This is a genomic window from uncultured Ilumatobacter sp. (assembly GCF_963980585.1).
GTDB lineage: Bacteria > Actinomycetota > Acidimicrobiia > Acidimicrobiales > Ilumatobacteraceae > Ilumatobacter_A.
In genome coordinates this window covers 1-22115 of record NZ_CAXCAM010000004.1, presented here as the reverse complement: position 1 = coordinate 22115, position 22115 = coordinate 1, and the positions used below count along the sequence as shown (strand labels likewise).

Genomic DNA, 22115 nt, shown 5'->3' with positions numbered 1-22115 from the left:
CAAGTCGTCTTACTTGCAGGCGGCGAGGTCGGCTTCGAAGAGTTCGATCGCGGTGCCGGGGCCGGCGTCGCCAGCGGACTCGGTGATGGCGTCGAGCTCGTCTTGGCTGTACTGCTCGACTTGATCGAGCATGCAGTCGCCCTGCGCCTCGGTGAGATCACCTTGGGTGACCGCGGTCTTGATGATGTCCTCGGCCACTCGCTTAGAGCCGGGGTCCGAGTTACATGCACTCAGGCCGAGCACGGCGACGGCAAGCACCGCGAGGGTGCGGCCCAGCGGGCGCTTCGGTGTCGCGCTGGTGCTGATCTCGATGGTGGCGAGCTCTGAGTTCACAGTGAACGGAGGCTACTGGCACGATGTCGGGATGCCGCTCAGCCAACCTCTGAACCAGTCACAGCATCGATCGCTCAACTGGGAGGCGCAGACGCTGCTTGAGCTGATGGAGCGAATCGGTGCGCCCGCGCTCGATTCCCAAGAACCGGCCATGGCTCGCGCAACGCGAGCCGAACTCGCTCCCGAGCCGACCGAAGATTGCCACGAGATTCGGTTTGTTGACGCAGGCGGCGTGCCGGCCCGTCTGTACCTGCCCACGCCCACTGACACCCTGCCTGGTCTGCTCGTCTTCTTCCACGGCGGCGGCTGGGTCATCGGTGACCTCGACAGCCACGACAACATCTGCCGGTCGCTCACGAACCGCAGCGGTCAGGCGGTGTTGAGCATCGACTACCGATTGGCGCCTGAGGACCCGTTCCCAGCTGGCCTCGGCGATTGCATCCAGGCAACGCGCTGGGCCCATGCCAACGCTGCCGAACTCGGCGTCGACCCTGATCGCCTCGCGGTCGGCGGCGATTCTGCCGGCGCGAACTTCGCGGCGGTCGTCGCGCACGTCGCTCCCGCTCCGATCATGTTCCAGCTGCTCGTCTACCCGGTGACCGACTGCAGGATGAATACCGAGTCGTATGAGCAGAACGCCGAGGGCTACTTCTTGACGAAGTCGTCGATGCAGTGGTTCATCGACCACTACCTGGCCGGCGAACGAGGAAGCGCCGAAGATCCGCGGGTCTCGCCCCTGCTCGTCGGCGACGACGTCCTCGCGCAAAGCCCACCGGCGCTCGTTATCACCGCCGGTTTCGATCCGCTCCGCGACGAAGGCGTTGCTTACGCCAATCGCATGGCGGCGCTCGGCGTCAAGGTCAGCCATGTCGAGTTCACCGGACAGTTCCACGGCTTCTTCTCGCTCCCACACATGCTCGGCGACGCCAGGGCCGCTCACGCGCTCGCTGCAGAATCCCTCCGTCTCGCCCTCGCCTCAGGCCGTCCCTGAGCCGTCACTGGCCATCACTGGCCATCACTGGTCCGGTATTGGTCAGCGAGTTGGACCGCACGGCTGAACACGGCGTCGAGCATCGGCTCCGTGAGGCGCTTGGTGAACGTGTTCTGCTGACTGACGTGGTAGCTGCAGACAATGGTGAGTGACCGTCCATCGAGTGAGGTGACGGGCACTTCAAGTCCGTGACCAAACTTGGGGCGAGGTCGGACGCCGAAGAAGTGGCACGCGGCGTTGTAGCCGAACGTCCCGAGGCAGATCACGACGGCCGCCTCTGAAAGCGCCTCGAGCTCACGTTCGAGGAAGGGGCGACACGCGTCGCGTTCATCGGTGGTCGGCTTGTTCAGCGGCGGGGCGCACTTCACGGCTGACGTCACCCAGGCATTGGCCAACTCCAGGCCATCGTCGGCACTGACCGACTCGGCCTGATTTGCGAGTCCGGCTCGATGCATTGCCCGAAACAACCAGTCGCCGCTGCGATCGCCCGTGAACATGCGTCCGGTCCTGTTGGCCCCGTGGGCAGCCGGTGCAAGGCCCAGAATGACGATGCGGGCCGACGGATCACCGAAGCCCGAGATCGCCTTGCCCCAATAGTCCTCGTCGCGAAACGAGGCGCGCTTCTCCACAGCCACTTGTTCGCGCCACTCAACCAACCGCGGACACTCACGACATTCATGAATCTCGTGGGTCAGATCGCGCAGCGCCAACAGCGACTGCTTCTTGGAGGGCTTGTTGGAGGGCTTCTTTGGGGGCACGGAAGGATTCGCCACAGACATCGACAGTAGGTTGGCCCTCGGTAGCGTGAAAGGCAATCATGGCAACAACGACACGCAAGAAATCAGCATCCTCAGCAGCCACGAAGCCTGCGCAGAAGGCTGCTGCGCGAACCACCACTGCTTCGAAGAAGCGGGCTGCCAAGCAGGGTCCGAAGCCGACCACGATCCTCATGGTCCGCCACGGCCAGACGCCCACCACCGGCAAGGTGTTGCCCGGCCGGGCCAAGGGGCTGCATCTCGCCGACCTGGGCCACGAACAGGCCAAGATCGCCGCGCTCCGCATTGCAGAGTTGAACATCGATGCCGTCTACAGCTCGCCGCTGGAACGAGCCAAGGAGACCGCCGCTCCGATCTCTGCGGCATGCGGCCTCAAAACACAGATCGAGCGAGGGCTCTTCGAGTGCGATTTCGGTGACTGGACCGGCAAGCAGCTGAAAGACCTGATGAAGCTGCCGGAGTGGCAAACGGTGCAACGCGCTCCGTCGACGTTCCGTTTCCCCAACGGCGAGAGCTTCACCGAGATGCAGACGCGCATGGTCAACGCACTCGACAAGCTTCGCAAGCTCCACCCTGGCGGCACCATCGTGTGCGTTTCGCATGCCGACACGATCAAGGCAGCGGTCGCTCACGCGATGGGCACACATATCGATTTGTTCCAGCGCATCGTTATCAGCCCAGCCTCGATCAGCGCCGTGACATGGCATGCGGGTGGCCCCATCGTGCTCGCCGTCAACTCCACCGGCCGACCTCTGACCGAGCTCAAGCCGGCCTGATGGGCGTCTTCTACGAGTTCGACGACGTCGACGCGTTCACGACGGGCACCGTTGGCGAGCCGGGCAACAGGACGTTCTACATGCAGGTCCGAGCCGACGGTCAACGGGTCAGCGTGAAGTGCGAGAAGCAGCAGACGGCGGCCATCGTCGATTACCTCCGCAAGGTGCTGAGCGACCTCCCACCGCCAGAAGACCGACCGATGCCAGGGGCGCTGGAACTCGCGCCGCCACTTGACGCGTCATTCGTGCTCGGCCCGATCGGGCTTGGCTACGACCGTTCCAATGACAAAGTGCTCATCCAGCTCGAAGAAGTCGGCGAGGTGGACGAAGATGGCGAATTCCTTGATGACGACCGCGGTCACGTCCGCCTGTACGTCAGCCGTGGTCAGGCTGCAGCATTTTGCGACCACGCCGACCGAGTGGTCGAATCCGGGCGGCCCGACTGTCAATGGTGCAACCACCCGATCGACCCCGATGGGCACGCCTGCCCACGCATGAACTGACCGACGTGGCGGACGACGATCTGGACGACGACATCGTCGACAACGACGAAGCGAGCGACGAGGCAAGCGATCAACAGGGCGTCGAGTTGCGCATCGACGATGTCGAGGACCCGATGACGCACCTGCTCCTCGGCGAGATTGAGGTCGAGGGGCGAATGCCGTACAGCAGCAATGCCACGTTTCTCGTCCACGTCACCCATGAGGGCAAGTCGCACCCGGCTATCTACAAGCCAATGCGGGGCGAGCGACCACTCTGGGATTTCGAGCCCGGATTGCACCGTCGTGAGGTGGCGACCTATCGAATGAGCGAGGCCCTCGGCCTACACGTCGTGCCGCCGACGGTGCTGCGCGACGGTCCCGTCGGAGAAGGTTCCGTGCAGTGGTTCGTCGCTGGCGACTTCGCCGAGCACTACTTCACGATGATGGAGTCTCGTGTCGACCTGCATGATCGTTTTCGTGCCTTGGCGCTCCTCGACATCATCTGCAACAACACCGACCGCAAGAGTGGGCACTGCATTCTTGTCCCCGAGCGCAACGCTGACGACGGAACTTTGCTGCCAGCCGAGGTATGGGGTATCGACCACGGCCTGTGTTTCGCGGCCGAGTACAAACTCCGCACCGTCATCTGGGAGTTCGCCGACGAGGAGATTTCCGAGCCTCTGCTCGATCGAGTGAACCGCCTCGTCGATCGTGTCCCGCTCGACATCGCCACCCTGCTGAGTGACGACGAGGTCGAAGCAATCCAGGGTCGTGCCGCCTGGTGCGTCAAGCACCGTCGCTTCCCGACCGACCCGACCGGCCGCCGCTATCCCTGGCCACTGGTCTGACCTGTCCGTCTGAACTCGGGTGTCACCCGGACTTGTTCCGTGCGAGGATGCTCATATGTCTGATGACGACCTCGATGATCTGATTCACGCTGCAGATCTCGACGGGCTCGTCCGGATGATCGACGACCGGTGCGCAACCGGCGACTGGGATGGACTACTGCGGGTGCGCGATCGTGCCCGGAGCGCAGTGAAGACGGGGCGACAGCTGTGGCCGGCTGCAACGCTGGCCGAGTACCGGTTGGCGCTCCTCGCTCCACCCCACCATGTCGCTGCCGTCCTCGATGAGACCGATGGGCTATCAGGCCAGTTCACCATCGGACCGCTGACCGAGGTTGCCGCCCAACACCACACCTGGGATGCTTTGCGCACGGAACTCAATCCGTCGCCGCGAGCAGCATTCGTTGCCCACGAGCGAGCGATTCGAGGCGAAGTCGTCGACGACGACATCGCCGACGTGCTCGACATTCCACTCGAGCTCGAAGGCTGGGAGCCGACGTACGCCGTCGCGAAGTATCGCGATAACGATGCTGACTTTCCCGCTCCGAGGCTGCCCACAAATTGGGAGGAAATCGAGACGAGCAGCGAGGCCGAACGGCTCGATGACGATGTCGAGCTCGCAGTTCAGCAGCTGGTCGAACCGTGGCTTTCCGGTTCGAACGGGACCGTCGAGGTCGTGTGCGTCGAGGGTGACGTGGGCGACGCGATCGGCGCACTGGGGCCGCACCGGGCGCGGGTCTGCGAACTCGACGTTCGCACGGCCATGGCCTGGATGGCCTGGGCAGGAGCGAGCGGAGGGGCCCACGGCCGGCGACGCGGCGCTGCGACCGGACGCTTCGGTGCGTGGTGGATGCTCGCCGCGATCGGCGACTTCATTGACGACTGGCCGGTCAACCCCGACGCGCTCGGTCAGTTCGCGAACGAACTCAACTGGTATCGCTGGGACGCTTTCGAACCTGCACTCGGCTGGACGCTGCAGATCGCGATCGAGGACGAGTCAGAAGGTGTCGCTTGGGCGATCAGCGCCCGCGACTCCACGTAATCGCAACGAGGGTGTGATCGCAGCCACCGGTTGATGGCAGCGACGGCCAATCCGCGGCCGCCACGGTGCGACCCGCTCAGACTCCGCGGGCAGAAATGACGGCCTGATCGATCGGCTCGATCATGATGCATTCGCCCGGGCATTCTTCGGCTGCATCGACGGCGGTGTCGATCTGTGAATCGGGAATGCGTGCGACGCCATTGCCCATATCGGGACCGTGGCCAGCGCCCTCACCACCATCGAAGAGAACGGTTGTACCGAAGTGTGAGGACTCTTCCTTGACAATCCAGAGCCCGTCATCGCGGGCCTGGAACACATCAGGGCAAATCTCTGAACAGATGCCGTCACCTGTGCACAGGTCTTGATCAATCCACACCATCAACTGAGCCATGGCCGAAAGGTTACGAGAGGCTGAGCCAGAAAAAGCAAAGAGCCGGACCTATCACCCAGGCCTGGCTCGTCGCTCGTTCAGTTGTGAGTGCGGAACCTCAGCCCCGGGCCTCCAAGGCTGCGATCAAGGCGGGCATCACCTTGTGGACGTCGCCCACGATGCCGAGATCGGCGACACCGAAGATCGGCGCCTCCTTGTCCTTGTTGATCGCGATGATGTTCTTCGCGCCTTTCATGCCGACCATGTGCTGTGTGGCACCAGAGATGCCCGCAGCGATGTAGACGGTGGGCTTGACGACCTTGCCGGTCTGGCCGACCTGGTAGCTGTAGGGAACCCAACCGGCGTCGACAATGGCCCGCGATGCGCCAGGCGCACCCTTCAGCAGCTTGGCGAGCGTCTCGACCATGTCGAACTTGTCGGCCTCGCCGAGGCCGCGTCCGCCCGAGACGACCACGGCCGCCTCGTCGAGCTTTGGACCGCTGGTCTCCTCGACGTGCACCGCCGTGACGGTGGCTCCACCGGTCGAACCGAGATCCGGGACCGGAGCCGAAGCGAGTTCGCCAGCAGCGCCAGCGCCGCCGGCGGCCTCGAAGCTCTTCGGACGGAATGCTGCGAGGAACGGTGCCTCACCGGTGAACGTCGAGTTCACCAGCTTGCTGCCACCGAAGATCGGCGTTTGCACGGTCACCGAATCACCGTCGACGGTGATATCGGTCGAGTTGGTGAGCACGGTGCGGTCGAGCTTGACCGACAGGCGGCTCAGCACGTCGCGACCTTCGTAGTTCTGCGGGAACATGATCAGATCGGGGACGTCGCCACCGTCGATCACTGCCTGCATTGCAGCCGAGACAGCTGCGCCCGGGAGAGCTCCGGCAAGGTCGCCGGTCTCGTAGACCTTGGCGGCGCCATGATCAGCGAGTGCAGCAACTGCACCACCGGCGACGCCTGCCACGAATGCCGTGACGGTGCCGCCCAGCGAGCGGGCCTTGGTAAGCAGTTCGAGCGAGGCCGTGGTGGCCTCGTCGCCGTTGGCCTGTGAAAAGACCCAGATGTTGTTAACAGCCATGATTCAGACTCCTCAGATGACCTTCAGGTTGTCGAGGAAGTCGACAATCTTGTTGAACGTTTCGCCGTCGTCTTCGATGATCTCGCCGGCCTCGCGGGCGGGCGCATCTTCGACGGAGCTGATCGACTGTGCCCACGACACCGACTCGACGCCGAGGTCGGCGGCAGTGACGGTCTCGACCGGCTTGCTCTTGGCAGCCATGATGCCCTTGAAGCTCGGGTAGCGCGGCTCGACGACACCAGCGGTGACGGAGACCACGGCGGGGAGCGAACAGCTGACCTCGTCGTAACCGGCTTCGGTTTGACGATCGACCTTGACGGTGCTGCCGTCGACCGCAATGGTCTTGGCAAAGCCGACCGACGGCAGTCCGAGGACTTCCGCCATCTGCTCGGGCACGGTGCCCGTGTAGCCGTCGGAAGACTCGGTACCAGCGATGATCAGGTCGTAGTCACCCGCCTTGCCGACGGCGCCCGCAAGCACCTTGGCCGTGGTGAGCGCATCAGCACCGGCCAGCGCCGGATCAGAGACGAGCACGGCCTTCTCGGCGCCCATGGCGAGGGCGGTACGCAGACCGGACACCTCATCATTCGGGGCCATCGAGACCAGGGTGACAGAGCCTTCGCCAGCGGTGTTAACGAGCTGGAGCGCCATTTCGACGCCGTAGCTGTCCGACTCATCAAGGATGAGTTTCCCGTCTCGCTTCAGCGTGTTGGTCGAGGGATCCAGCTCACCCGGCAGTGCCGGATCAGGGATCTGTTTCACACAGACGATCACGTTCATAAGGCTCATAAGTTACCGCCGGGTCAACTAGCTCACAAAGCGGGAAACCAAGTTCACCGGCGATGTGTCCCGGATGACACATCGCCCTTCCCGTTTCACCCCCGTGAAGATGGGGCAGGCGAGACCAGGCCGGCCGACGCGATGTCGCCTGCCAGAAACCCCGGCCGGGTACCGTGGGGGTCCTTGGTGGTGGTGCTGCGGTGAAAGTTCTTCTGATCGTGAATTCGTTCGCGTCGTCGGTGACCGCACGCAACACCGTCGTCGTCCACCGCCGACTGAGCCAGGGCCACGATGTCGAGATCGTCGAGACCAATCGACGCGGCCACGCGACACGTTTTGCCCACGACGCCGCCCGACGTGGCGTTGACGTGGTGATCGGGTACGGCGGCGACGGCACTCTCAACGAGGTCGCCACCGGCATTGCGGGCACCGACACAGCGCTCGGCGTGCTTCCTGGAGGCTCCACCAACGTGTTCGCACGCACGCTCGGTCTGCCGAACGATCCACTCGAGGCTGTCGAGTTTCTGGCACGCGGCATCGACGCCGCTGATTTCCGACCGATTGGTCTCGGCCAGGTGAACGGGCGGTACTTCTGCTTCCACACCGGCATCGGGTACGACGCGGCCGTGGTTCAACAGGTCGAGCGGCGCGGTTCGCTGAAACGCTGGCTCGGCCACCCCCTCTTCATCTACGCGGGCCTCTCCACCTGGCTCACGGGCTACGACCGCAAGCATCCGCACTTCAGCATCGACGGCGACGGCACGTCAACGGCGGGCGGCAAGGTCGACGACGGCTATTTCACGATCGTCCTCAACACCAACCCGTACACCTACTTGGGCAACCGTCCGCTCGACCTTTCCCCCGCCGCCACGCTCGACCGGGGCCTTGTCGTCATCACCTTCCGCACGATGCGCGCGACGGCGATCCTCAGTTCACTGGCCGGCGCGCTGAAGGGTGGCGGAGTCAGCCCCGCCGACCACCTCGACATTCGTACCGACGTCACCCACTTCGTCGCCGAACATCCGACACCGTTCCCCTATCAGGTCGACGGCGATGCGCTCGGCGAGACCTCACGGCTCGAGTTCGTGCACGTGCCCAATGCGGTCAAGCTGGTGTTTCCCACCGGACCTCAGCCGGGCTGATCCGCCGCCCGAGTGCGGTGAGGGCGATGTCCGGCACATCGGTGCATGCCCCGTCCACGCCCCACTCGGCTAACTCCTTGAGTCGGTCCGGGTCGTTGCAGGTCCACGTGTTGATCGCCAGTCCCGCGGCGTGGCATGCCGCGACCGTCTCTGCGGTGACCGACTCCTCATCAGGATGCACGGCAACGTGGCCTGCCGAAGCGGTCTGCTCAATGACATCGGCAGTTGCTTCCATCACCAGATAGGCCGTTGCGATATCCGGTGCGGCTGCGCGGCACCGTTCGATCGTGTCCCAATCGAAGGACGAGATGATCCAGCGATCGATCGATCCGTGCAGCCGCATCTCGGCAATGGTCGGCTCGACGACTGCTCCACTCGGGTCATGACCCGGCTCGTCGGCAGAATTCTTGATCTCGACGTTCACCAGCATGTCCCCGCAGACCGCCAGCACCTCGCGCAGCTCGGGATACCCCGCAAGGTCGCCTGACGCAGTCGGCAACGGGTCGTGCTTGACGAGCAGCCGCCCATCTGGCGCCAGCCGAACGTCCAGCTCGACACCATCGGCACCCATGGCATCAGCCAGCACAAAGGCCTGCACAGTGTTCTCTGCAGCGGCGACAGATGCGCCTCGGTGTCCGATCACGAGCATCCCCAAGTATGGCCGCGCCCGCGGAGCAGCGCCCCCTCAGCACGCGCGAGCACACGACGTCAAGGGGGCGCGCGTCACACACATCACCTCTTGTGTCACCAACGGGTTGCGCCTACGGTGACGGCGCCGAGCGGGCGGCAACCCTCACACCCACCATCTGCGCTGTCTCAACCCGTCATCACAGCGCCCTGACAACCTCCTTGGAGCACACCCGTGACGATCCTTGCGTCCAGCATCACCTTGGGAGCCGCTCCGGCAGATTGGCGCGACGACGCGCTCTGCCGTGACACCGACCCGGAACTTTTCTTCCCCGTCGGAACCACCGGAAATGCACTGGTCCAGATCGACAACGCCAAGGAAGTGTGCGGCGAGTGCACCTCGTCGCAGGGATGCCTCGACTTCGCGCTCGACACCAACCAGGACTCCGGTATCTGGGGCGGCCTCACCGAAGAAGAGCGTCGGGTCATCCGCCGCAAGCGCGTCGCTGCCGCTCGCGCCGCACGCTCCGCCGCGAGCTGAACCCTTTCATCTGGCTGCGGCCGGCTGGCCCCAGATCAGCGCGAGTCAAACAACCGTCGGGACGCTGAGTTCGACAACGGTGCCGTGCTGATGGCTGGAGGCGTCGCCCAACTTGGCATCATCAAGATCCTGGGTTCGAGCCGGGCGCATGTCGATCGTCCCGTTGAGTTCGGTCGTCACCAATGTCCGCACGATAGACAGGCCCAGACCCGTACTGGCGTCGAGGTCAAAGCCCGGAGCGACACCGCGGCCGTTGTCGATGACGCGGACGTCGAGTCGGTGCTGATTCTGGGTGAGCGCCACCGACACCTGCCCACCGGCACTTCCTTCGGGGAATCCATGGTCGACGGCGTTCTGCAACAGCTCGGTGAGCACGACAGAAAGCGGCGTTGCCGTGTTGGCCGGGATCCGTCCGCCGTCACCCGTGACCGTGAAACGGACGGGGCGGTCGGGCGACTGGAGGCCCTCTTCGGCCAGTCGGAGCAGCGGACGAACGATCTCGATGAACGCGATATCTTCGCCGGGCTCACGAGAAAGCGACTCGTGGACCAGAGCAATAGTGCGGATCCGTCGCACCGATTCCTGCACGGCCGCCTTCGCTTCCGGATTGGTCAGACGGCGCGCCTGCAGCCGCAGCAATGACGAGATGGTCTGCAGGTTGTTCTTCACCCGATGGTGAATTTCGCGAATGGTCGCATCCTTCGACAGCAAGAGACGGTCGCGCTTCCGCAGTTCGGTGACGTCGCGCATCAGCATCAGACCGCCCACGACAACCGGACCGGATTCTGTGTCGTGAACGAGTGGGACACATCGGCTGAGCAGCGTGACGTCGGCGCCTTGCTCAAACTCCTCAACAACCGGCTCGAGGCGCTCGAATGCCTGGCGAACCGGGCCGTCGTGGAAACCGAGTTCGGCGAGGCGCATCCCCACCGGGTTGGCCTGAATCCCAACGCGGTGCAGCGCCGAGTTGGCGTTGGGCGAAACATAGGTGACCGTGCCATCGGCGTCGAGGCTGAGCACACCGTCGCCCACGCGCGGCGCCGCACTGGAGTCGGCCACGCGGCCGGCGAACGGGAACGTCCCGGTCTGGATCATGACAACGAACTTGTCGAAGATCTCCTTGTACGACCGTTCCAGCTCACCGAGGGTTCGCCCAGATCGGACTTCCCATTCTTTGCTGAGGATCGCAATGACTCGGCCGTTGCGAGCGACCGGAATCGCCATCATTCGCGTCCGGGCTCCGTCATCAGGCGTATCGAGATCGGCTTCGATGATCGTGTTCTCATCGGCCGCTTGCGACAGGACGGCGGCACCCCACTGCGCCCACGTACCGATGTAGTCGGTGACGTACATGGTTTGGTTCGTCGCGGGGCGGACTTGATCGACCACGACCCACTTCGCGTCGGTCGAACGGACATACAGCAGCAGGTCGGCAAAGCACAGATCGGCGAGGAACGCCCATTCGGCGCCGAGCCGATGTAAATGATCAATGTCGTCTTGATCGAGCGACGAATGCTGCCGTGACAGGTCGGCCATAGAGGTCATCGCTGCTGATTCTGCCGCATCGGAGACTGCAGGATGCGCCATACCCGCAGTTCGTACCGAGCAGGGTGGACCGCAACGGTTTCACCGACCGGTTCGACAGGTCTCAGATCTCGGTCAAGTCGACGCGCAAGCGATCGACGAGTCCGCCTAATCCAGCAATGTCGTGGATGTCTCCAGCGAGCCACGGCACGTCGAGCATCACCGGCGAAAGCGAAGCCAACTCCGCGCGTCGCTCTGTCTCGCGGGCAGCAACCAATGCAACATCGTCGAAGCGTTCCGCCAATTGGGTCAGCACCGTGTCGACCACTGCGACCGGCGCATCATCGAGTTGCGCGGCGAGTGACTCAGCGAGCTTACGTCCAGACCGGTAGCGCAGCGCCTCGGCGCTGTCGGCAGCAGCGGCGCCCGCCAACTCGTTTGGGAGCACTCGGTTGGCCACGATTGCACCAAGGGTCATGTTCCGCTTCAGCAGCTCTTGGGCCAGGAATCGCGCCTCGTGACTGGGCGCCGTCTCCAGGGTCGTCACGACAACGAAGGCCGTGCGCGCGTCTGCGAGGAGCGCTTCCACTGACCGCGCGCGTTTGACGAACCCGCTCTCCATGGCCTGGAACAGGACAAAAAATTCGGCGATGTCCTGCAGGAACCGTGAGCCGAGCACACGGTCGGCCACTTGATAGAAGGGCTTCGACGCCACCGTGAACAGGCGCGACCGGTAGGGCACCGTCAGCCACCGCAGCAGTCGGCTCCCGAAAAAGTCGACCATGCGACCGGGCGCATCAAGAATGGACAGTGCATTGCGCGACGGTGGGGTATCGACGATGACGAGGTCGAACTCGCCGGTTGCGTGCAGGTCGTGCAGTTGCTCCATCGCGAGGTAGTCGTGACTGTGGACGAATCGGCTGGTGATGTTCTGGTACAGCGGGTTGGCCAGCACTGCGTCGCGCACTTCATCATCAGGCGCGTGGCGACGAATCAGTTCGTCCCACCCTGCTTTCGTGTCGAGCATTGCCACCCACAGTTGACCGCGAACCTTCACCCCTGCCTGCTTGAACACCGCCGGCTTGATCCGGACCGGCGTGTTGCCGACTTCTTCGAGCCCCAGCGCCGTCGCTAGTCGGCGGGCCGGGTCAACGGTGAGGACGAGGATCTTGCCCTTCTGACGTTGTGCAGCAGCGATACCCATGGCGGCGGCGATTGTCGTCTTGCCCACACCGCCCGAACCAGCAACGAGCACCATCTCGCGGCTGGCGAGCAGATTGTCGAGGTCACTCATCGCACACCGATCATCCCAACTCGACGTCGAGTTCCTCGGCCAGACCGTCGGCAATCAGCGACACCACACGACGGCCAGGCGCCCGGGAGAAAAGCTCAGGCACCGTGATGATCGGCAGGTCGGCATGGATCGCGTCTCGTTGCAGCTCCGTCTGCAGCCAGCGGAGGTGTTCTGCGCCGGTTCGACGGCGAGCGTCGGTCAGGCGAGCCGCTTCGAGCACCATCGGCGCGCCCGGACCGATGGCCGCGGTCAGCGTCGGCAGGGCGGATTCGAGCTGTTCAACCACGACTTGCTCGCGCCGATCGAAGAGCATCGGCAACACCCGGTTCGCAATAACGGCGGAGGCATGGGCGCCGGTCTCGGCGGTGAGTCGCTGCAACAACTCGGCCGACTCGGTGACCGGCATCTCTTCGGGTGTGGTGACCACGGCCACGCCCGTCCGCGCCGGATCATTAAGAATGTCAAGCATCCACTGCGTCTGATCGCGCACGAGGCCGACCTGCACCAGATCCGCTATCACCTTCGGCGCACCGATCTGACTCACGATGTGGCCACTCGCCTCAGCGTCGATCACAACCAGGTCATAGTGCCGCTCGCGCACTTCGAAACAGAGCTTCCCGACGCCGAGAATTTCCTTCACGCCGGGCGCGGCATCGGCCACGAAGTCGAACGTCGTGGCCAGCGGGCCGATACGGCCGATGAGCGGGATCTTCACGAAGAGCCGCAGATACTCCCGCAGCGCATCTTCGGTACTCATCGTCATCGCGTGCAGGTTGGGCGAGACCTCGGTGGGTTCGAACCCCAGGTCGTCTTCACCGAGTGCAGCAGCGAGGGCGCCTTTGGCATCCATTTCACAGACGAGCGTTCGACGTCCGCTGCGCGCCGCAACGTCGGCAAGCGCTGCAGCAATCGACGTCTTGCCGACGCCGCCCTTGCCGGTGACCCAGAGCATGTCGAGGTCGAGGAGGGCGGTCATGTCGTTCAGCGTCGTGTCACCCGGTGACACGAGACCAGCGTGACACGGCAGTCACGTCTGTACCCAGTCGAGCTGTGGCTCAGTCGCCGAAGCCAATCTTGCGCGTGCTCTCAGCGGAACCGAGCTCGACGTAGGCGATCTTGGCGGACGGCACCGCGACATCGTTCCCGCGCTTGTCGGTGATCCACAGCGTGTCGGTGGCGCCCCCGAGGGCCGCCTCGATGCGCGCTTTCAGATCGTCGCGGTCTGCGTCGTCGGCGAGTTCAAGATTGATCTCGCGAGGGGCTTGGGTCACTCCGATGCGTACGTCCACGTGATCGAGGCTACCGCCGCGCTGCCGGGACAGACTGGGCCGTCGGCGGCGGGAATGGTTGGCCGTGCCGTTGACGCCTGGGAGGGTGTCGAACATGCTGGAGGCCAGTGAGCATCCAAACCGTCATTCCACTCTTCCCGCAGTTCACTGCCCTCGACGGCATCGGCCCCTACGAGGTCCTCCAGCGCATCCCCGACATCGACGTCACTTTTATCGGGCATGAGCGCGGCGTCGTCCGTTCCGACAACGGCATGCTCGGCATTGAGGTCGACGGCACGTTCGAAGAATTTCCGACGCCAGACCTCATCGTCTTTCCGGGCGGTCGCGGCACACGGGCGCTCATGACGGACGACCGCGTGCTCGACTGGGTGCGCTCGGCGCATCAGTCAACCACCTTCACCACCTCGGTCTGTACCGGCTCACTGGTGCTCGCCGCGGCGGGACTGCTCGACGGATTGACTGCCACCACGCACTGGGGCGCGCTCGACGTGCTCTCCGCACATGGAGCGACGCCGACGGGCACGCGAGTGGTTGAGCACCTCGATCAGCGGCTCATCACCGCAGCAGGGGTCTCGAGCGGCATCGACATGGCGCTCCGGCTCGTCGAGATCATGTTCGACCGAGTGGCCGCCGAAGCCTCGCAGCTGATGATCGAGTACGACCCCCAGCCCCCGTTCGACGCCGGCTCGACTGCCAAGGCGAGCGAAGCCGTCGTCGCCCGCGTCATCGAATACGCCCAACACCGCGCCTGACCCCACCACTGCCCGTTTGCGTACCCAGGGGGTGTCCCCGGCGACACGTCCTGGGTACGCAAACGGAACTTGGTGGGTCGGTCAGACGGCGGTGGTGCAGAAGGTGTCGCCTGCGGCCAGCGAGGATTCGGTGGTGATCTCACCGAACTCACCGTCGGCGGCGTTGTAGAGCTCGCCGAGCATGCCCCGCACCATGCCGCGATCGACCGCACAGATCACTGGGTGCTCGGCGGCGACGTCGCCGAACGGGCAGTGGTTGTTGATGATCTTCAATTGGTTGTTGCGGCCTTCGGCGTGGGCAGCAAAGCCGTGTGCGGACAATGCGTCAGCAACCGCTTGGATGGCTGACCGCAGCGAGCGCTGTCCAGCCTTCAGTGCATCACCGGTCAGACCGGCAGCCATTGCTCGTCCGTACTCGGCACCCACTTCTTCAGCCATCTGCTCGGCTTCATCATGGGGGAGCTTGCTGAGCGTGCGCCCCAAGAGCGAGAGCAGCAGATCGTCGCTGCGTACCGGGAAGGCCGCGGTATCGAGCGCATCACCGACGGCCAGGTAGTGCTTCGACGGGCGACCTGCCGAGCGCTCGGCGTCGGGTCGAGCGCTCGCAACTTCGAGATATCCACCGGCCGCCAGTTTGTCGAGATGATGCCGGGCGACGTTGGAATGCACACCGATCTCAGCAGCCACCATCGAAGCCGTGACACCTGACGCATCGGCGTCGGCAGTCGCCTGCGAGTGCTCCCGTGCCATCAGGTAGATCGAGCGCCGTGTGGGGTCACCGAATGCGTCGGTGATGGCCGACACGGTGGCGGTGAATGCGGTCCCGGAACTCACGGGAGCAATATTACCTACGCCCGTAGTGCAAATCCCGCAGGGCGTCGCCACACTGGGCTCCATGAGCTCCCCCGTCGTCACGGAAGACCAGATCGTCGAGGCACTTCGCCCGGTCGAAGACCCCGAGTTGCACCGCTCGATCGTCGATCTCGGCATGCTGCGCGGCGTGTCGATCATGGACAACGGCGTCGTCGGCGTGTTGATTGCCCTCACCGTCCCGGGGTGTCCGCTCAAGGACGAAATCACCCGCCGCGTCTCCGAAGCAGCCACACAACTCGACGGTGTCGAGTCGATCGATCTCGAGTTCACCGTGATGAGCGACGAAGATCGGGAGAACCTCCGCAAGACGCTCCACGGCGATGCCGGCGCCACCGCTGGTCAGGGTCAAGCGCACGGGCACGCCGAAGGTCGTGTCGTCCCCTTTGCGAAGAACGATTCGAAGACCCGCCCGCTGCTCATTTCTTCGGGCAAGGGCGGCGTTGGCAAATCGACCGTCACCACCAACCTCGCCGTCGCACTGGCTGCGCAGGGCTATTCGGTGGGCATCATCGACGCCGATATCTACGGTTACTCGATTCCTCGCATGCTTGGCACCGACCGCGAGCCCGTGGTCATCGACGAGATGCTCATCCCGCCGGAAATGTACGGCGTCCGCGCCATCTCGATCGGCTACTTCGTGCCGCAGGGCGAAGCGGTCATCTGGCGTGGCCCGATGCTGCACAAGGCGCTCGAGCAGTTCCTCACCGACGTCTTCTGGGACGAACCTGACTTCCTCCTCATCGACATGCCGCCCGGCACCGGCGACATCGCGCTGTCGCTGTCGCAGTACCTGCCGCGTGGCGAAGTCTTCGTCGTCACCACGCCGCAGCCGGCTGCGCAAAAGGTCGCCGCGATGTCCGCGGCCATGGCTGAGAAGGTCAATCTGCCCGTGCGCGGCGTCATCGAGAACATGTCATGGTTCACCGGCGACGACGGCAAGAAGTACGAAATCTTCGGGTCCGGTGGCGGACAGGCGCTCGCCGACGACGTGGGCGTGCCGCTCATTGGGCAGCTCCCGCTCGTTCCCGAACTGCGCGAAGGCGGCGACGATGGCAAGCCCATCACCGCGGTCGACCCTGAGTCCGAGTCAGCCAAAATCTTCCACGAGATGGCTCGCCAGATCGCCGTCGACATGAAGCCGAAGAAGATCTACTCCCCCGAGTTGAAAATTCTCTAGTCCGGTTCCCCGTCATGGAGGTCGTGGCCAAGTACCGGTTTGAGCGCATGGTCGCGGCCGCCCTTGATGACCTCCCGGACGAACTCCAGCACGTGCTCGACAACGTCGTCGTGCAAATCCATGACCGCAACCCGGTCGAGCCGACGATTCTTGGGCTCTACGAGGGCGTCCCCCACACGGAGCGCACCGGCCACGAAGGACCGGACGTCGTGTCGATCTATCGACTTCCACTGTGTGCGATGTGTGAAGACATCGACGATCTCGCCGACGAGGTGTACGTCACCGTGATCCACGAGGTGGCCCACGCCGCGGGCATCGACGACGACCGACTCCACGAACTCGGCTGGGGCTGACACACCATCGGTCCGACTCTCCAGCTGCGAAGATGAACGCTGTGAGCAGCAGCGGATCGAGCCTCGGTGATCTCGCCACCGGCGCGATCGTCAGCGTGGCAATCGGCGATCACGCCGTTGCGTTCGCATCCGAGGGGCAGCCCGTCGTGCTGATCGACATTGGCGACGCACCTGATGTCTTCGCCGCAACAGAGGCAGCCGTCTCACCCCGCTGGACTTGGTGGTCGAATCGCACTGCGCTGAACATCATCGAGTGGGGTGTGCGGCCAGCAAAGTGTTGGGATCTCTCGGCAGCACACCGGCTGCTCTTTGGCGGTTGGCGTTGCGGACCCGACCAGATCTGGGCGCGCCTCCACGACCTCGACGTGGCCAGCATTCCCCACCGCATGCCGGTCAACTTGTTCAACCAGGCGCTCGATGCCGGAGACCTTGACGAGCCCATCGGGCCAGACGGCCATCTTCGGCCCGAATGGGTCGACGGTGACTGGTCGAAGTCTTCAGCCCAGGTGGCCTCGTGGGCCGAGACGGCGCTCGCGATGCAGCAATTGCAGTCGCGATACATCGTTGATCTCGGCCACGGTCCTCAGCTGCGGGCCACGGTGCTGTCGGAATCCGCGGCCGAGCTGCTCTGTGCCGAACTCGAAATCGACGGTCTGCCCGTTGACCTTGCCATCGCCGAGTCAATCATCGCCGGGTTCGTCGGTCCCCGCCCCCGCAATGCGGCCGAAGCCGCCGCTGAGTTGCAACGTCGAGATCACGACGTGCTGCAGCATCTTGCGCCCGGTATCACATTCGATCTGCGCAGCCCCGATCAAGTCAAGTCGCTGCTGCGCCGCGTCGGCATCGAGGTCCCCGACACGCGGGCGTGGCGACTCGAGGCGCTCCGCGACGCTCACCCGATCGTGGAACCGCTCCTCGCGTGGCGTCGCGCTGAACGCGTCCTCACTACATTCGGATTCGCCTGGCTCGACGAACACGTCGGCCCAGACGGCCGGCTGCGTGGATCGTGGTCGGGATCCGACGGAGCTGCCGGCCGCATGACCGCGAGCGCTGGACTGCACAATATGCCTGCCGAGCTCCGACCGGCTGTGGCCGCCGAGTCGGGTCACGCGTTTGTCCGCGCCGATCTCGGCCAGATCGAGCCGCGTATCCTCGCCGCCGTATCCGGCGACCCCAAGCTTGCCGCCGCGACCCAGGCGGACGACATGTACGCGCCAGTCGCCGAACAGCTGCGGGTCGAACGCGAGATCGCAAAGGTGGCCGTGCTCGGCGCGATGTACGGACAGACGACCGGCAAAGGCGCTGAGGCGCTCCGTGGGCTCGAACGCGAGTACCCGGTGGCGATGGGATACCTCGCGGATGCAGACCGCGCCGCACAGGGCAGCAACGATCTGCGGACCTACGGCGGCCGCCTCGTGCCGATGAGCACCACCAACACCAACGAGGTCAGCGATCGCGACGCCCGGTCGCGCGCCGCGGCACGCGGTCGGTTCGGTCGCAATGCGATGGTCCAAGGTGCTGCCGCCGAATTCTTCAAGACTTGGGCAGTGCTGATGCGGGCGCGATCCAATGGCCTCAACGCGCGCATCGTCTTGTGCCTCCACGACGAGTTGCTGATTCACGTCCCTGCAGACCGTGCTGAAGAAGCAGCCGCGTTGCTCGACCGCTGTCTGCAGGAAGCTGCGCACCGCTGGGCACCCGTGCGTTCAGGCGGAGTGCAACCGGTCCGGTTCGTGAGCGATACGAGCGTGATTCACGCATGGTCTGAAGCGAAAGGCTGATCGAGAGAACGCAGCAAATGTCTTCGCCGCTGACTTTGGGACCAACGGCAGCAGACAACGCCAGGCGACCGGGATAGCTTGGCCCGAGTGAGCGACGTTCCTCCCCCGCCTCCGGATCAAACCCCTCCCCCGCCCCCACCTCCCCCGTCGGGTCAGCTGGTTCCGCCGCCGCCTCCGGGCAACATGGCGCCGCCGCCCGGCTATGTGGCGTACGGGAGCGCACCGACGCCGACGCAGAAGGTCAGCCGGGTCAAGGGCCTGTCCACCGCCATCACCATCGTGGTTGCCATCGCTGGCATCGGCGGCCTCCTCAACGGAATCCTCCAGTCAGGCCTTCGATCGGATGCTGAAGACCTGCTTGCAGGTCGCATCTCCGAGAGTGCCTTCAACGACCAGCTCGTGTCATCATCGGCTTTTTCTGCGCTCTCCGGCGTCGCCACCCTCGCCTCGATGGTGCTCGTGATGATCTGGATGTACCGCATCTCGGCGAACCTGCGGGCGTTTGGCATGACGACGACGTGGCATCCGCTCTTCGCCATCTTCGGCTGGTTCTTGCCCCCGGTGGTGCTCTACGTCATCCCGTTCCTGATGCTGCGCGAACAGTGGACCAAGTCAAACCCAGGAGCTGTGGCTGGCCAGCCCGGCAGCCAGGTCGACGCCAAGTCCAACAACCCGGTGCTCTGGGTGTGGTGGCTGGCATTCGGCATCTGGCCACTGCTTGCGCTCTTCTTGTCTGCGGGCAGCCTCACGGGCAGCTTCGGCGACACCGGCGCTGAGGCGGTTGCCGAGAATCTTCTCGACACGAACCAGACCGTCACGATCATTGGCTCCGTCATCGGCCTGATCGCAGCGATCGCCTGGATCCTCTTCGTGCGACAACTCACCGCACGGCATCGATCGCTCACCAGCGAGAGCTAACAGGTTGATCCTGTGGAGCGTGCCGCGGTCATCTATTTCGTGCGCCATGCAAAAGCCGGCGAACGTCGCTTGTGGGAAGGCGACGATGTCGACCGGCCCCTCAGCAAGACTGGGTGGAAACAGTCGACCGCTGTCGCTCGGCGACTCGCCAAGAAGGACGTCGCTGCGCTCTACGCAAGCCCGTACATCCGCTGCATGCAGACGCTTGAGCCCCTCGGCGATCTCACCGGGCTCAAGGTGCAGGCCGATAGACGACTCTTTGAGGGCGAACCGTTCGAGCCGGTCCTTGATCTCTTGAACGAGGTCGAAGACGGCGCTGTTCTCTGCAGCCACGGCGACATCATTCCAGCGGTGATCACGGCATTGGTTCGCCGCGGCATGGAAGTGGAAACCCCGCCCGACTGGTCCAAGGCCAGCGTCTGGGTGCTTCGCCGCAAAGGCAGCCGTATCACCAAGGGCAAGGTCTGGCCGGCGCCCAAGTTGGCGGCCAAGTCAACGAAGAAGTAGCGCCCAGGCCAACCGGTGATTCAGTTCAGCTGACGAGGCTGAGCACGTAGCTGTTGAAGTCGTAGCTGAAGTCGCTGTCGCCCCCGACAAGAATCAGCAACACCAATGCGCCTCCAACGAGGCCGCAGACGAGTCCGGCGATTGCCAGACCCTTGCCGGTGTACGTCGGATCATCGTTGCACTGCTTGATCGCAATGGACCCGAAGATGATCGCCAAGATCCACGGGATGAACAGCACACAGAGGATGATTCCGACGATGCCGAGGACCAGCGACGCGACGGCGAGACCGTTGGTCCGCTGACCGCCGCCGGGTGAATCTTGGCCGATTGGCACGTAGCCAGGCGGCGGAGCGAGGGGACCGCCCGGGCCCTGCGGCGGATACCTAGGCGGCTGACCGCCCGGAGGCGGCGGCGGGTTCATGGCCATTGAGCCAGAGTAGCGACGCTGAGAGGCAGCCACCGGTGACGTTCGACCCCGGTGTGATGCGGTTTCGAAGCGATCAGCTTGCTGCCGCGCGGATGTCGGCAGCAAACCCGGCAATCAGGTTGGCGATATCAGCCGGCGGGTTGCCCGACTCGCATGCGACGACATACGGGAGCGCCGCGTCGGCATCGTCGAGGAAGGCGAACTCAATGATGGCGAGGAAGCAATTCGGGTCCGCGTAGTCCGGGTCGATCACCGTCGCCTGTTGGAGGGCGATCTGGGCTGCGTCGAGGCGAGTGTCGGTCGTCAGGTCAGCCGACTCCAATCGCGCTTGGAGGGCCAGGGTCCATCCGAAGTATGCGATGGCTTCGACGTTGTCGATCTCGCGATCGCGCTCCATCTGGACCACTCGTGCGAACAATCCGTTCGCCAATGCGAACTCATTTTCGTTGAGGGCATCGCGTGCCGAGGCCAGCACGATGCGCGCATCGTCGCCCGGATCGAAACCGGTGATTTCCTGATTGGCACCGCGTTCGCCGAAGGCATTCGCCAACGCAAACCCGATCGCCACGGCGAGCACGAGCACGGCTGACGTGATCAGGGCCAGCCGGCCCCAGCGACGCGTCGCCTTCGGGGCAAGCCACGCTCGACCAGAATCGATCTGACGGAGTACCGCAGCAGCGCGCACGGTATACCCGTCCCGGAGCGTTGCGTAGTCGGATTCGTCGACGTCACCGGCTTCAAATTCGCGTTCGAGGTCGTCGAGCGAACGGAGCAGGAACCGCCGTTCCTCTTCGAGTTCGGCAAGCCGATCGAGATGTGCGCCGCTGCGCAGGGGCGTGACCGCCTCTTCCGGCGCCGCCGTCGCGTCCGCGACAGAGCGGGGCATTTCGTCGGTCATGGGCGGTCGGCCCGTCGAGCGGCCGCAACAATGTCACGGTCGGCATCAGTCGGGTCTGCCATGCCGTCGGCCTCAACGCGCCACCGTCGGAACGCGACGGCGAGGCCCGCCACGCCAAACACGAAAGCCATCGTGGGCAGCACCCAAATCAACGCGTCGAATCCGGTCGCCCTGGGGACGAGCAGAATGTCGGTCCCGTAGCTGTCTTCCAGACCGGCAACGATCTGGTCGTCGGTCAAGGGGGTACTTCGAACCAACGAGTCGATCTCATTCCGAATCGCTCGCGAGGCGTTGTTCCGTGATTCAGCCACGCTCTCGCCGTTACAAACTGGGCACGCCACTCGCTTCGAAATGAGCTCGATCCGCTCTTCTTGGCTCTGCGGCCCGGATGCGCGAGTCGAGCCGACAGCAAGGACCGACACGACGACGACCAGGAGCAGCACCCAACCCGGCCAACCCTTCATCTTGTTGTTGATCTCGCTCAATCCCGAACTCATGCGGCGTCGGCCCTGTTGAAACTCATGCGGCGT

27 protein-coding genes are annotated in these 22115 nt (G+C 64.3%); 13 read left to right on the top strand and 14 right to left on the bottom strand.

Translation table 11 applies throughout. The annotated features are described in order from the left end of the window. Nucleotides 1–9: 9 nt before the first annotated feature. Complete coding sequence (locus ACH2DW_RS02215) at nt 10–333, bottom strand: hypothetical protein (RefSeq protein ID WP_394928078.1); 324 nt, start codon at nt 331–333, stop codon at nt 10–12. A gap of 31 nt (nt 334–364) precedes the next feature. Between ACH2DW_RS02215 and ACH2DW_RS02210 the strand changes: the two genes are divergently transcribed. Continuing rightward, a complete protein-coding gene (locus ACH2DW_RS02210) occupies nt 365–1324 on the top strand; it encodes an alpha/beta hydrolase (protein ID WP_394928077.1) in 960 nt (319 codons plus the stop codon). 14 nt (nt 1325–1338) lie between these two features. Here the strand turns inward: ACH2DW_RS02210 and ACH2DW_RS02205 are convergent, their stop codons facing one another. After that, a complete protein-coding gene (locus ACH2DW_RS02205) occupies nt 1339–2037 on the bottom strand; it encodes a uracil-DNA glycosylase (protein WP_394928167.1) in 699 nt (232 codons plus the stop codon). Nucleotides 2038–2273: 236 nt separating this feature from the next. Here ACH2DW_RS02205 and ACH2DW_RS02200 point away from each other — a divergent pair, with 236 nt between their 5' ends. Genes ACH2DW_RS02200 through ACH2DW_RS02185 form a run of 4 tightly spaced genes read left to right on the top strand, consistent with a single transcriptional unit; the run spans nt 2274 to nt 5245 of the window. After that, nucleotides 2274–2876, top strand: coding sequence for an MSMEG_4193 family putative phosphomutase (locus ACH2DW_RS02200; protein WP_394928166.1), 603 nt, complete (start codon nt 2274–2276; stop codon nt 2874–2876). After that, on the top strand, nt 2876–3379 hold the full coding sequence (locus tag ACH2DW_RS02195) for a DUF3090 family protein (protein ID WP_394928076.1): 504 nt from the start codon (nt 2876–2878) through the stop codon (nt 3377–3379). Before ACH2DW_RS02200 ends, ACH2DW_RS02195 begins: the two co-directional genes overlap by 1 nt. A 5-nt stretch (nt 3380–3384) precedes the next feature. Next, complete coding sequence (locus tag ACH2DW_RS02190; protein ID WP_394928075.1) at nt 3385–4206, top strand: SCO1664 family protein; 822 nt, start codon at nt 3385–3387, stop codon at nt 4204–4206. Nucleotides 4207–4261: 55 nt separating this feature from the next. Then, nucleotides 4262–5245 carry a hypothetical protein gene (locus tag ACH2DW_RS02185; RefSeq protein WP_394928074.1) on the top strand — a complete coding sequence of 328 codons (984 nt, stop codon included), beginning with the start codon at nt 4262–4264 and terminating at the stop codon, nt 5243–5245. A gap of 76 nt (nt 5246–5321) precedes the next feature. Here the strand turns inward: ACH2DW_RS02185 and ACH2DW_RS02180 are convergent, their stop codons facing one another. The 3 genes from ACH2DW_RS02180 to ACH2DW_RS02170 all read right to left on the bottom strand — a co-directional run bounded on the left by ACH2DW_RS02180 (nt 5322) and on the right by ACH2DW_RS02170 (nt 7482). After that, entirely contained in the window at nt 5322–5636 is a 315-nt protein-coding gene (locus ACH2DW_RS02180) for a ferredoxin (protein ID WP_394928073.1), read from the bottom strand. Between the two features lie 97 nt (nt 5637–5733). Then, entirely contained in the window at nt 5734–6702 is a 969-nt protein-coding gene (locus ACH2DW_RS02175; RefSeq protein WP_394928072.1) for an electron transfer flavoprotein subunit alpha/FixB family protein, read from the bottom strand. Between the two features lie 12 nt (nt 6703–6714). Then, a complete protein-coding gene (locus ACH2DW_RS02170) occupies nt 6715–7482 on the bottom strand; it encodes an electron transfer flavoprotein subunit beta/FixA family protein (RefSeq protein WP_394928071.1) in 768 nt (255 codons plus the stop codon). Nucleotides 7483–7682: 200 nt separating this feature from the next. On the opposite strand from ACH2DW_RS02170, the gene ACH2DW_RS02165 reads away from it, so the two are divergent. Continuing rightward, entirely contained in the window at nt 7683–8624 is a 942-nt protein-coding gene (locus tag ACH2DW_RS02165) for a diacylglycerol/lipid kinase family protein (protein ID WP_394928070.1), read from the top strand. Here ACH2DW_RS02165 and ACH2DW_RS02160 read toward each other — a convergent pair. After that, nucleotides 8587–9273 carry a glycerophosphodiester phosphodiesterase gene (locus ACH2DW_RS02160; RefSeq protein WP_394928069.1) on the bottom strand — a complete coding sequence of 229 codons (687 nt, stop codon included), beginning with the start codon at nt 9271–9273 and terminating at the stop codon, nt 8587–8589. The genes ACH2DW_RS02165 and ACH2DW_RS02160 overlap by 38 nt on opposite strands. A 213-nt stretch (nt 9274–9486) precedes the next feature. Between ACH2DW_RS02160 and ACH2DW_RS02155 the strand changes: the two genes are divergently transcribed. Next, on the top strand, nt 9487–9792 hold the full coding sequence (locus ACH2DW_RS02155; RefSeq protein WP_394928068.1) for a WhiB family transcriptional regulator: 306 nt from the start codon (nt 9487–9489) through the stop codon (nt 9790–9792). Between the two features lie 45 nt (nt 9793–9837). Here ACH2DW_RS02155 and ACH2DW_RS02150 read toward each other — a convergent pair whose 3' ends face one another. The 4 genes from ACH2DW_RS02150 to ACH2DW_RS02135 all read right to left on the bottom strand — a co-directional run bounded on the left by ACH2DW_RS02150 (nt 9838) and on the right by ACH2DW_RS02135 (nt 13899). Next, nucleotides 9838–11379 carry a sensor histidine kinase gene (locus ACH2DW_RS02150; protein WP_394928067.1) on the bottom strand — a complete coding sequence of 514 codons (1542 nt, stop codon included), beginning with the start codon at nt 11377–11379 and terminating at the stop codon, nt 9838–9840. 61 nt (nt 11380–11440) lie between these two features. Then, nucleotides 11441–12610, bottom strand: coding sequence for an ArsA family ATPase (locus tag ACH2DW_RS02145; RefSeq protein WP_394928066.1), 1170 nt, complete (start codon nt 12608–12610; stop codon nt 11441–11443). Nucleotides 12611–12620: 10 nt separating this feature from the next. Then, nucleotides 12621–13586 carry an ArsA family ATPase gene (locus ACH2DW_RS02140; RefSeq protein ID WP_394928065.1) on the bottom strand — a complete coding sequence of 322 codons (966 nt, stop codon included), beginning with the start codon at nt 13584–13586 and terminating at the stop codon, nt 12621–12623. A gap of 79 nt (nt 13587–13665) precedes the next feature. Beyond that, nucleotides 13666–13899, bottom strand: a complete 234-nt coding sequence (locus ACH2DW_RS02135) for a DUF3107 domain-containing protein (protein ID WP_394928064.1) — start codon at nt 13897–13899, stop codon at nt 13666–13668. 113 nt (nt 13900–14012) lie between these two features. Between ACH2DW_RS02135 and ACH2DW_RS02130 the strand changes: the two genes are divergently transcribed. Beyond that, entirely contained in the window at nt 14013–14651 is a 639-nt protein-coding gene (locus tag ACH2DW_RS02130) for a DJ-1/PfpI family protein (RefSeq protein ID WP_394928165.1), read from the top strand. Nucleotides 14652–14732: 81 nt separating this feature from the next. Here ACH2DW_RS02130 and ACH2DW_RS02125 read toward each other — a convergent pair whose 3' ends face one another. Continuing rightward, the gene (locus tag ACH2DW_RS02125; protein WP_394928063.1) at nt 14733–15485 is read right to left on the bottom strand and encodes a helix-turn-helix transcriptional regulator; all 753 of its coding nucleotides are present in this window, start codon (nt 15483–15485) and stop codon (nt 14733–14735) included. Nucleotides 15486–15546: 61 nt separating this feature from the next. Between ACH2DW_RS02125 and ACH2DW_RS02120 the strand changes: the two genes are divergently transcribed. The 5 genes from ACH2DW_RS02120 (at nt 15547) to ACH2DW_RS02100 (ending at nt 20260) form a co-directional block, all read left to right on the top strand. Continuing rightward, the gene (locus ACH2DW_RS02120; protein ID WP_394928062.1) at nt 15547–16701 is read left to right on the top strand and encodes an Mrp/NBP35 family ATP-binding protein; all 1155 of its coding nucleotides are present in this window, start codon (nt 15547–15549) and stop codon (nt 16699–16701) included. Between the two features lie 14 nt (nt 16702–16715). Continuing rightward, a complete protein-coding gene (locus tag ACH2DW_RS02115) occupies nt 16716–17054 on the top strand; it encodes a metallopeptidase family protein (RefSeq protein WP_394928061.1) in 339 nt (112 codons plus the stop codon). A gap of 32 nt (nt 17055–17086) precedes the next feature. Further along, nucleotides 17087–18835, top strand: a complete 1749-nt coding sequence (locus ACH2DW_RS02110) for a DNA polymerase (protein WP_394928060.1) — start codon at nt 17087–17089, stop codon at nt 18833–18835. A gap of 87 nt (nt 18836–18922) precedes the next feature. Next, nucleotides 18923–19753 (top strand): DUF4328 domain-containing protein, encoded by an 831-nt coding sequence (locus ACH2DW_RS02105; protein ID WP_394928059.1) that lies wholly within the window; start codon nt 18923–18925, stop codon nt 19751–19753. A gap of 12 nt (nt 19754–19765) precedes the next feature. Beyond that, nucleotides 19766–20260: a SixA phosphatase family protein gene (locus ACH2DW_RS02100; protein WP_394928058.1), complete on the top strand. Its 495-nt coding sequence runs from the start codon at nt 19766–19768 to the stop codon at nt 20258–20260. A gap of 25 nt (nt 20261–20285) precedes the next feature. Here the strand turns inward: ACH2DW_RS02100 and ACH2DW_RS02095 are convergent, their stop codons facing one another. From ACH2DW_RS02095 to ACH2DW_RS02085, 3 genes are all read right to left on the bottom strand, one after another. Next, complete coding sequence (locus tag ACH2DW_RS02095; RefSeq protein ID WP_394928057.1) at nt 20286–20687, bottom strand: DUF4190 domain-containing protein; 402 nt, start codon at nt 20685–20687, stop codon at nt 20286–20288. Nucleotides 20688–20760: 73 nt separating this feature from the next. Further along, nucleotides 20761–21585, bottom strand: a complete 825-nt coding sequence (locus ACH2DW_RS02090; RefSeq protein WP_394928056.1) for a hypothetical protein — start codon at nt 21583–21585, stop codon at nt 20761–20763. Beyond that, nucleotides 21582–22115: cytochrome c-type biogenesis protein CcmH (locus ACH2DW_RS02085; RefSeq protein WP_394928055.1), on the bottom strand; the 534-nt coding region annotated here is incomplete at its 5' end. The genes ACH2DW_RS02090 and ACH2DW_RS02085, both read right to left, overlap by 4 nt.

Coding starts and splice junctions, on each gene's coding strand:
- ACH2DW_RS02120 (WP_394928062.1), top strand. CDS start 15,547: ATGAGCTCCCCCGTCGTCACGGAAGACCAGATCGTCGAGGCACTTCGC.
- ACH2DW_RS02185 (WP_394928074.1), top strand. CDS start 4,262: ATGTCTGATGACGACCTCGATGATCTGATTCACGCTGCAGATCTCGAC.
- ACH2DW_RS02210 (WP_394928077.1), top strand. CDS start 365: ATGCCGCTCAGCCAACCTCTGAACCAGTCACAGCATCGATCGCTCAAC.
- ACH2DW_RS02160 (WP_394928069.1), bottom strand. CDS start 9,273: ATGCTCGTGATCGGACACCGAGGCGCATCTGTCGCCGCTGCAGAGAAC.
- ACH2DW_RS02180 (WP_394928073.1), bottom strand. CDS start 5,636: ATGGCTCAGTTGATGGTGTGGATTGATCAAGACCTGTGCACAGGTGAC.
- ACH2DW_RS02150 (WP_394928067.1), bottom strand. CDS start 11,379: ATGGCGCATCCTGCAGTCTCCGATGCGGCAGAATCAGCAGCGATGACC.
- ACH2DW_RS02090 (WP_394928056.1), bottom strand. CDS start 21,585: ATGACCGACGAAATGCCCCGCTCTGTCGCGGACGCGACGGCGGCGCCG.
- ACH2DW_RS02200 (WP_394928166.1), top strand. CDS start 2,274: ATGGTCCGCCACGGCCAGACGCCCACCACCGGCAAGGTGTTGCCCGGC.
- ACH2DW_RS02145 (WP_394928066.1), bottom strand. CDS start 12,610: ATGAGTGACCTCGACAATCTGCTCGCCAGCCGCGAGATGGTGCTCGTT.
- ACH2DW_RS02195 (WP_394928076.1), top strand. CDS start 2,876: ATGGGCGTCTTCTACGAGTTCGACGACGTCGACGCGTTCACGACGGGC.
- ACH2DW_RS02170 (WP_394928071.1), bottom strand. CDS start 7,482: ATGAACGTGATCGTCTGTGTGAAACAGATCCCTGATCCGGCACTGCCG.
- ACH2DW_RS02140 (WP_394928065.1), bottom strand. CDS start 13,586: ATGACCGCCCTCCTCGACCTCGACATGCTCTGGGTCACCGGCAAGGGC.
- ACH2DW_RS02115 (WP_394928061.1), top strand. CDS start 16,716: ATGGAGGTCGTGGCCAAGTACCGGTTTGAGCGCATGGTCGCGGCCGCC.
- ACH2DW_RS02095 (WP_394928057.1), bottom strand. CDS start 20,687: ATGGCCATGAACCCGCCGCCGCCTCCGGGCGGTCAGCCGCCTAGGTAT.
- ACH2DW_RS02110 (WP_394928060.1), top strand. CDS start 17,087: ATGAACGCTGTGAGCAGCAGCGGATCGAGCCTCGGTGATCTCGCCACC.
- ACH2DW_RS02175 (WP_394928072.1), bottom strand. CDS start 6,702: ATGGCTGTTAACAACATCTGGGTCTTTTCACAGGCCAACGGCGACGAG.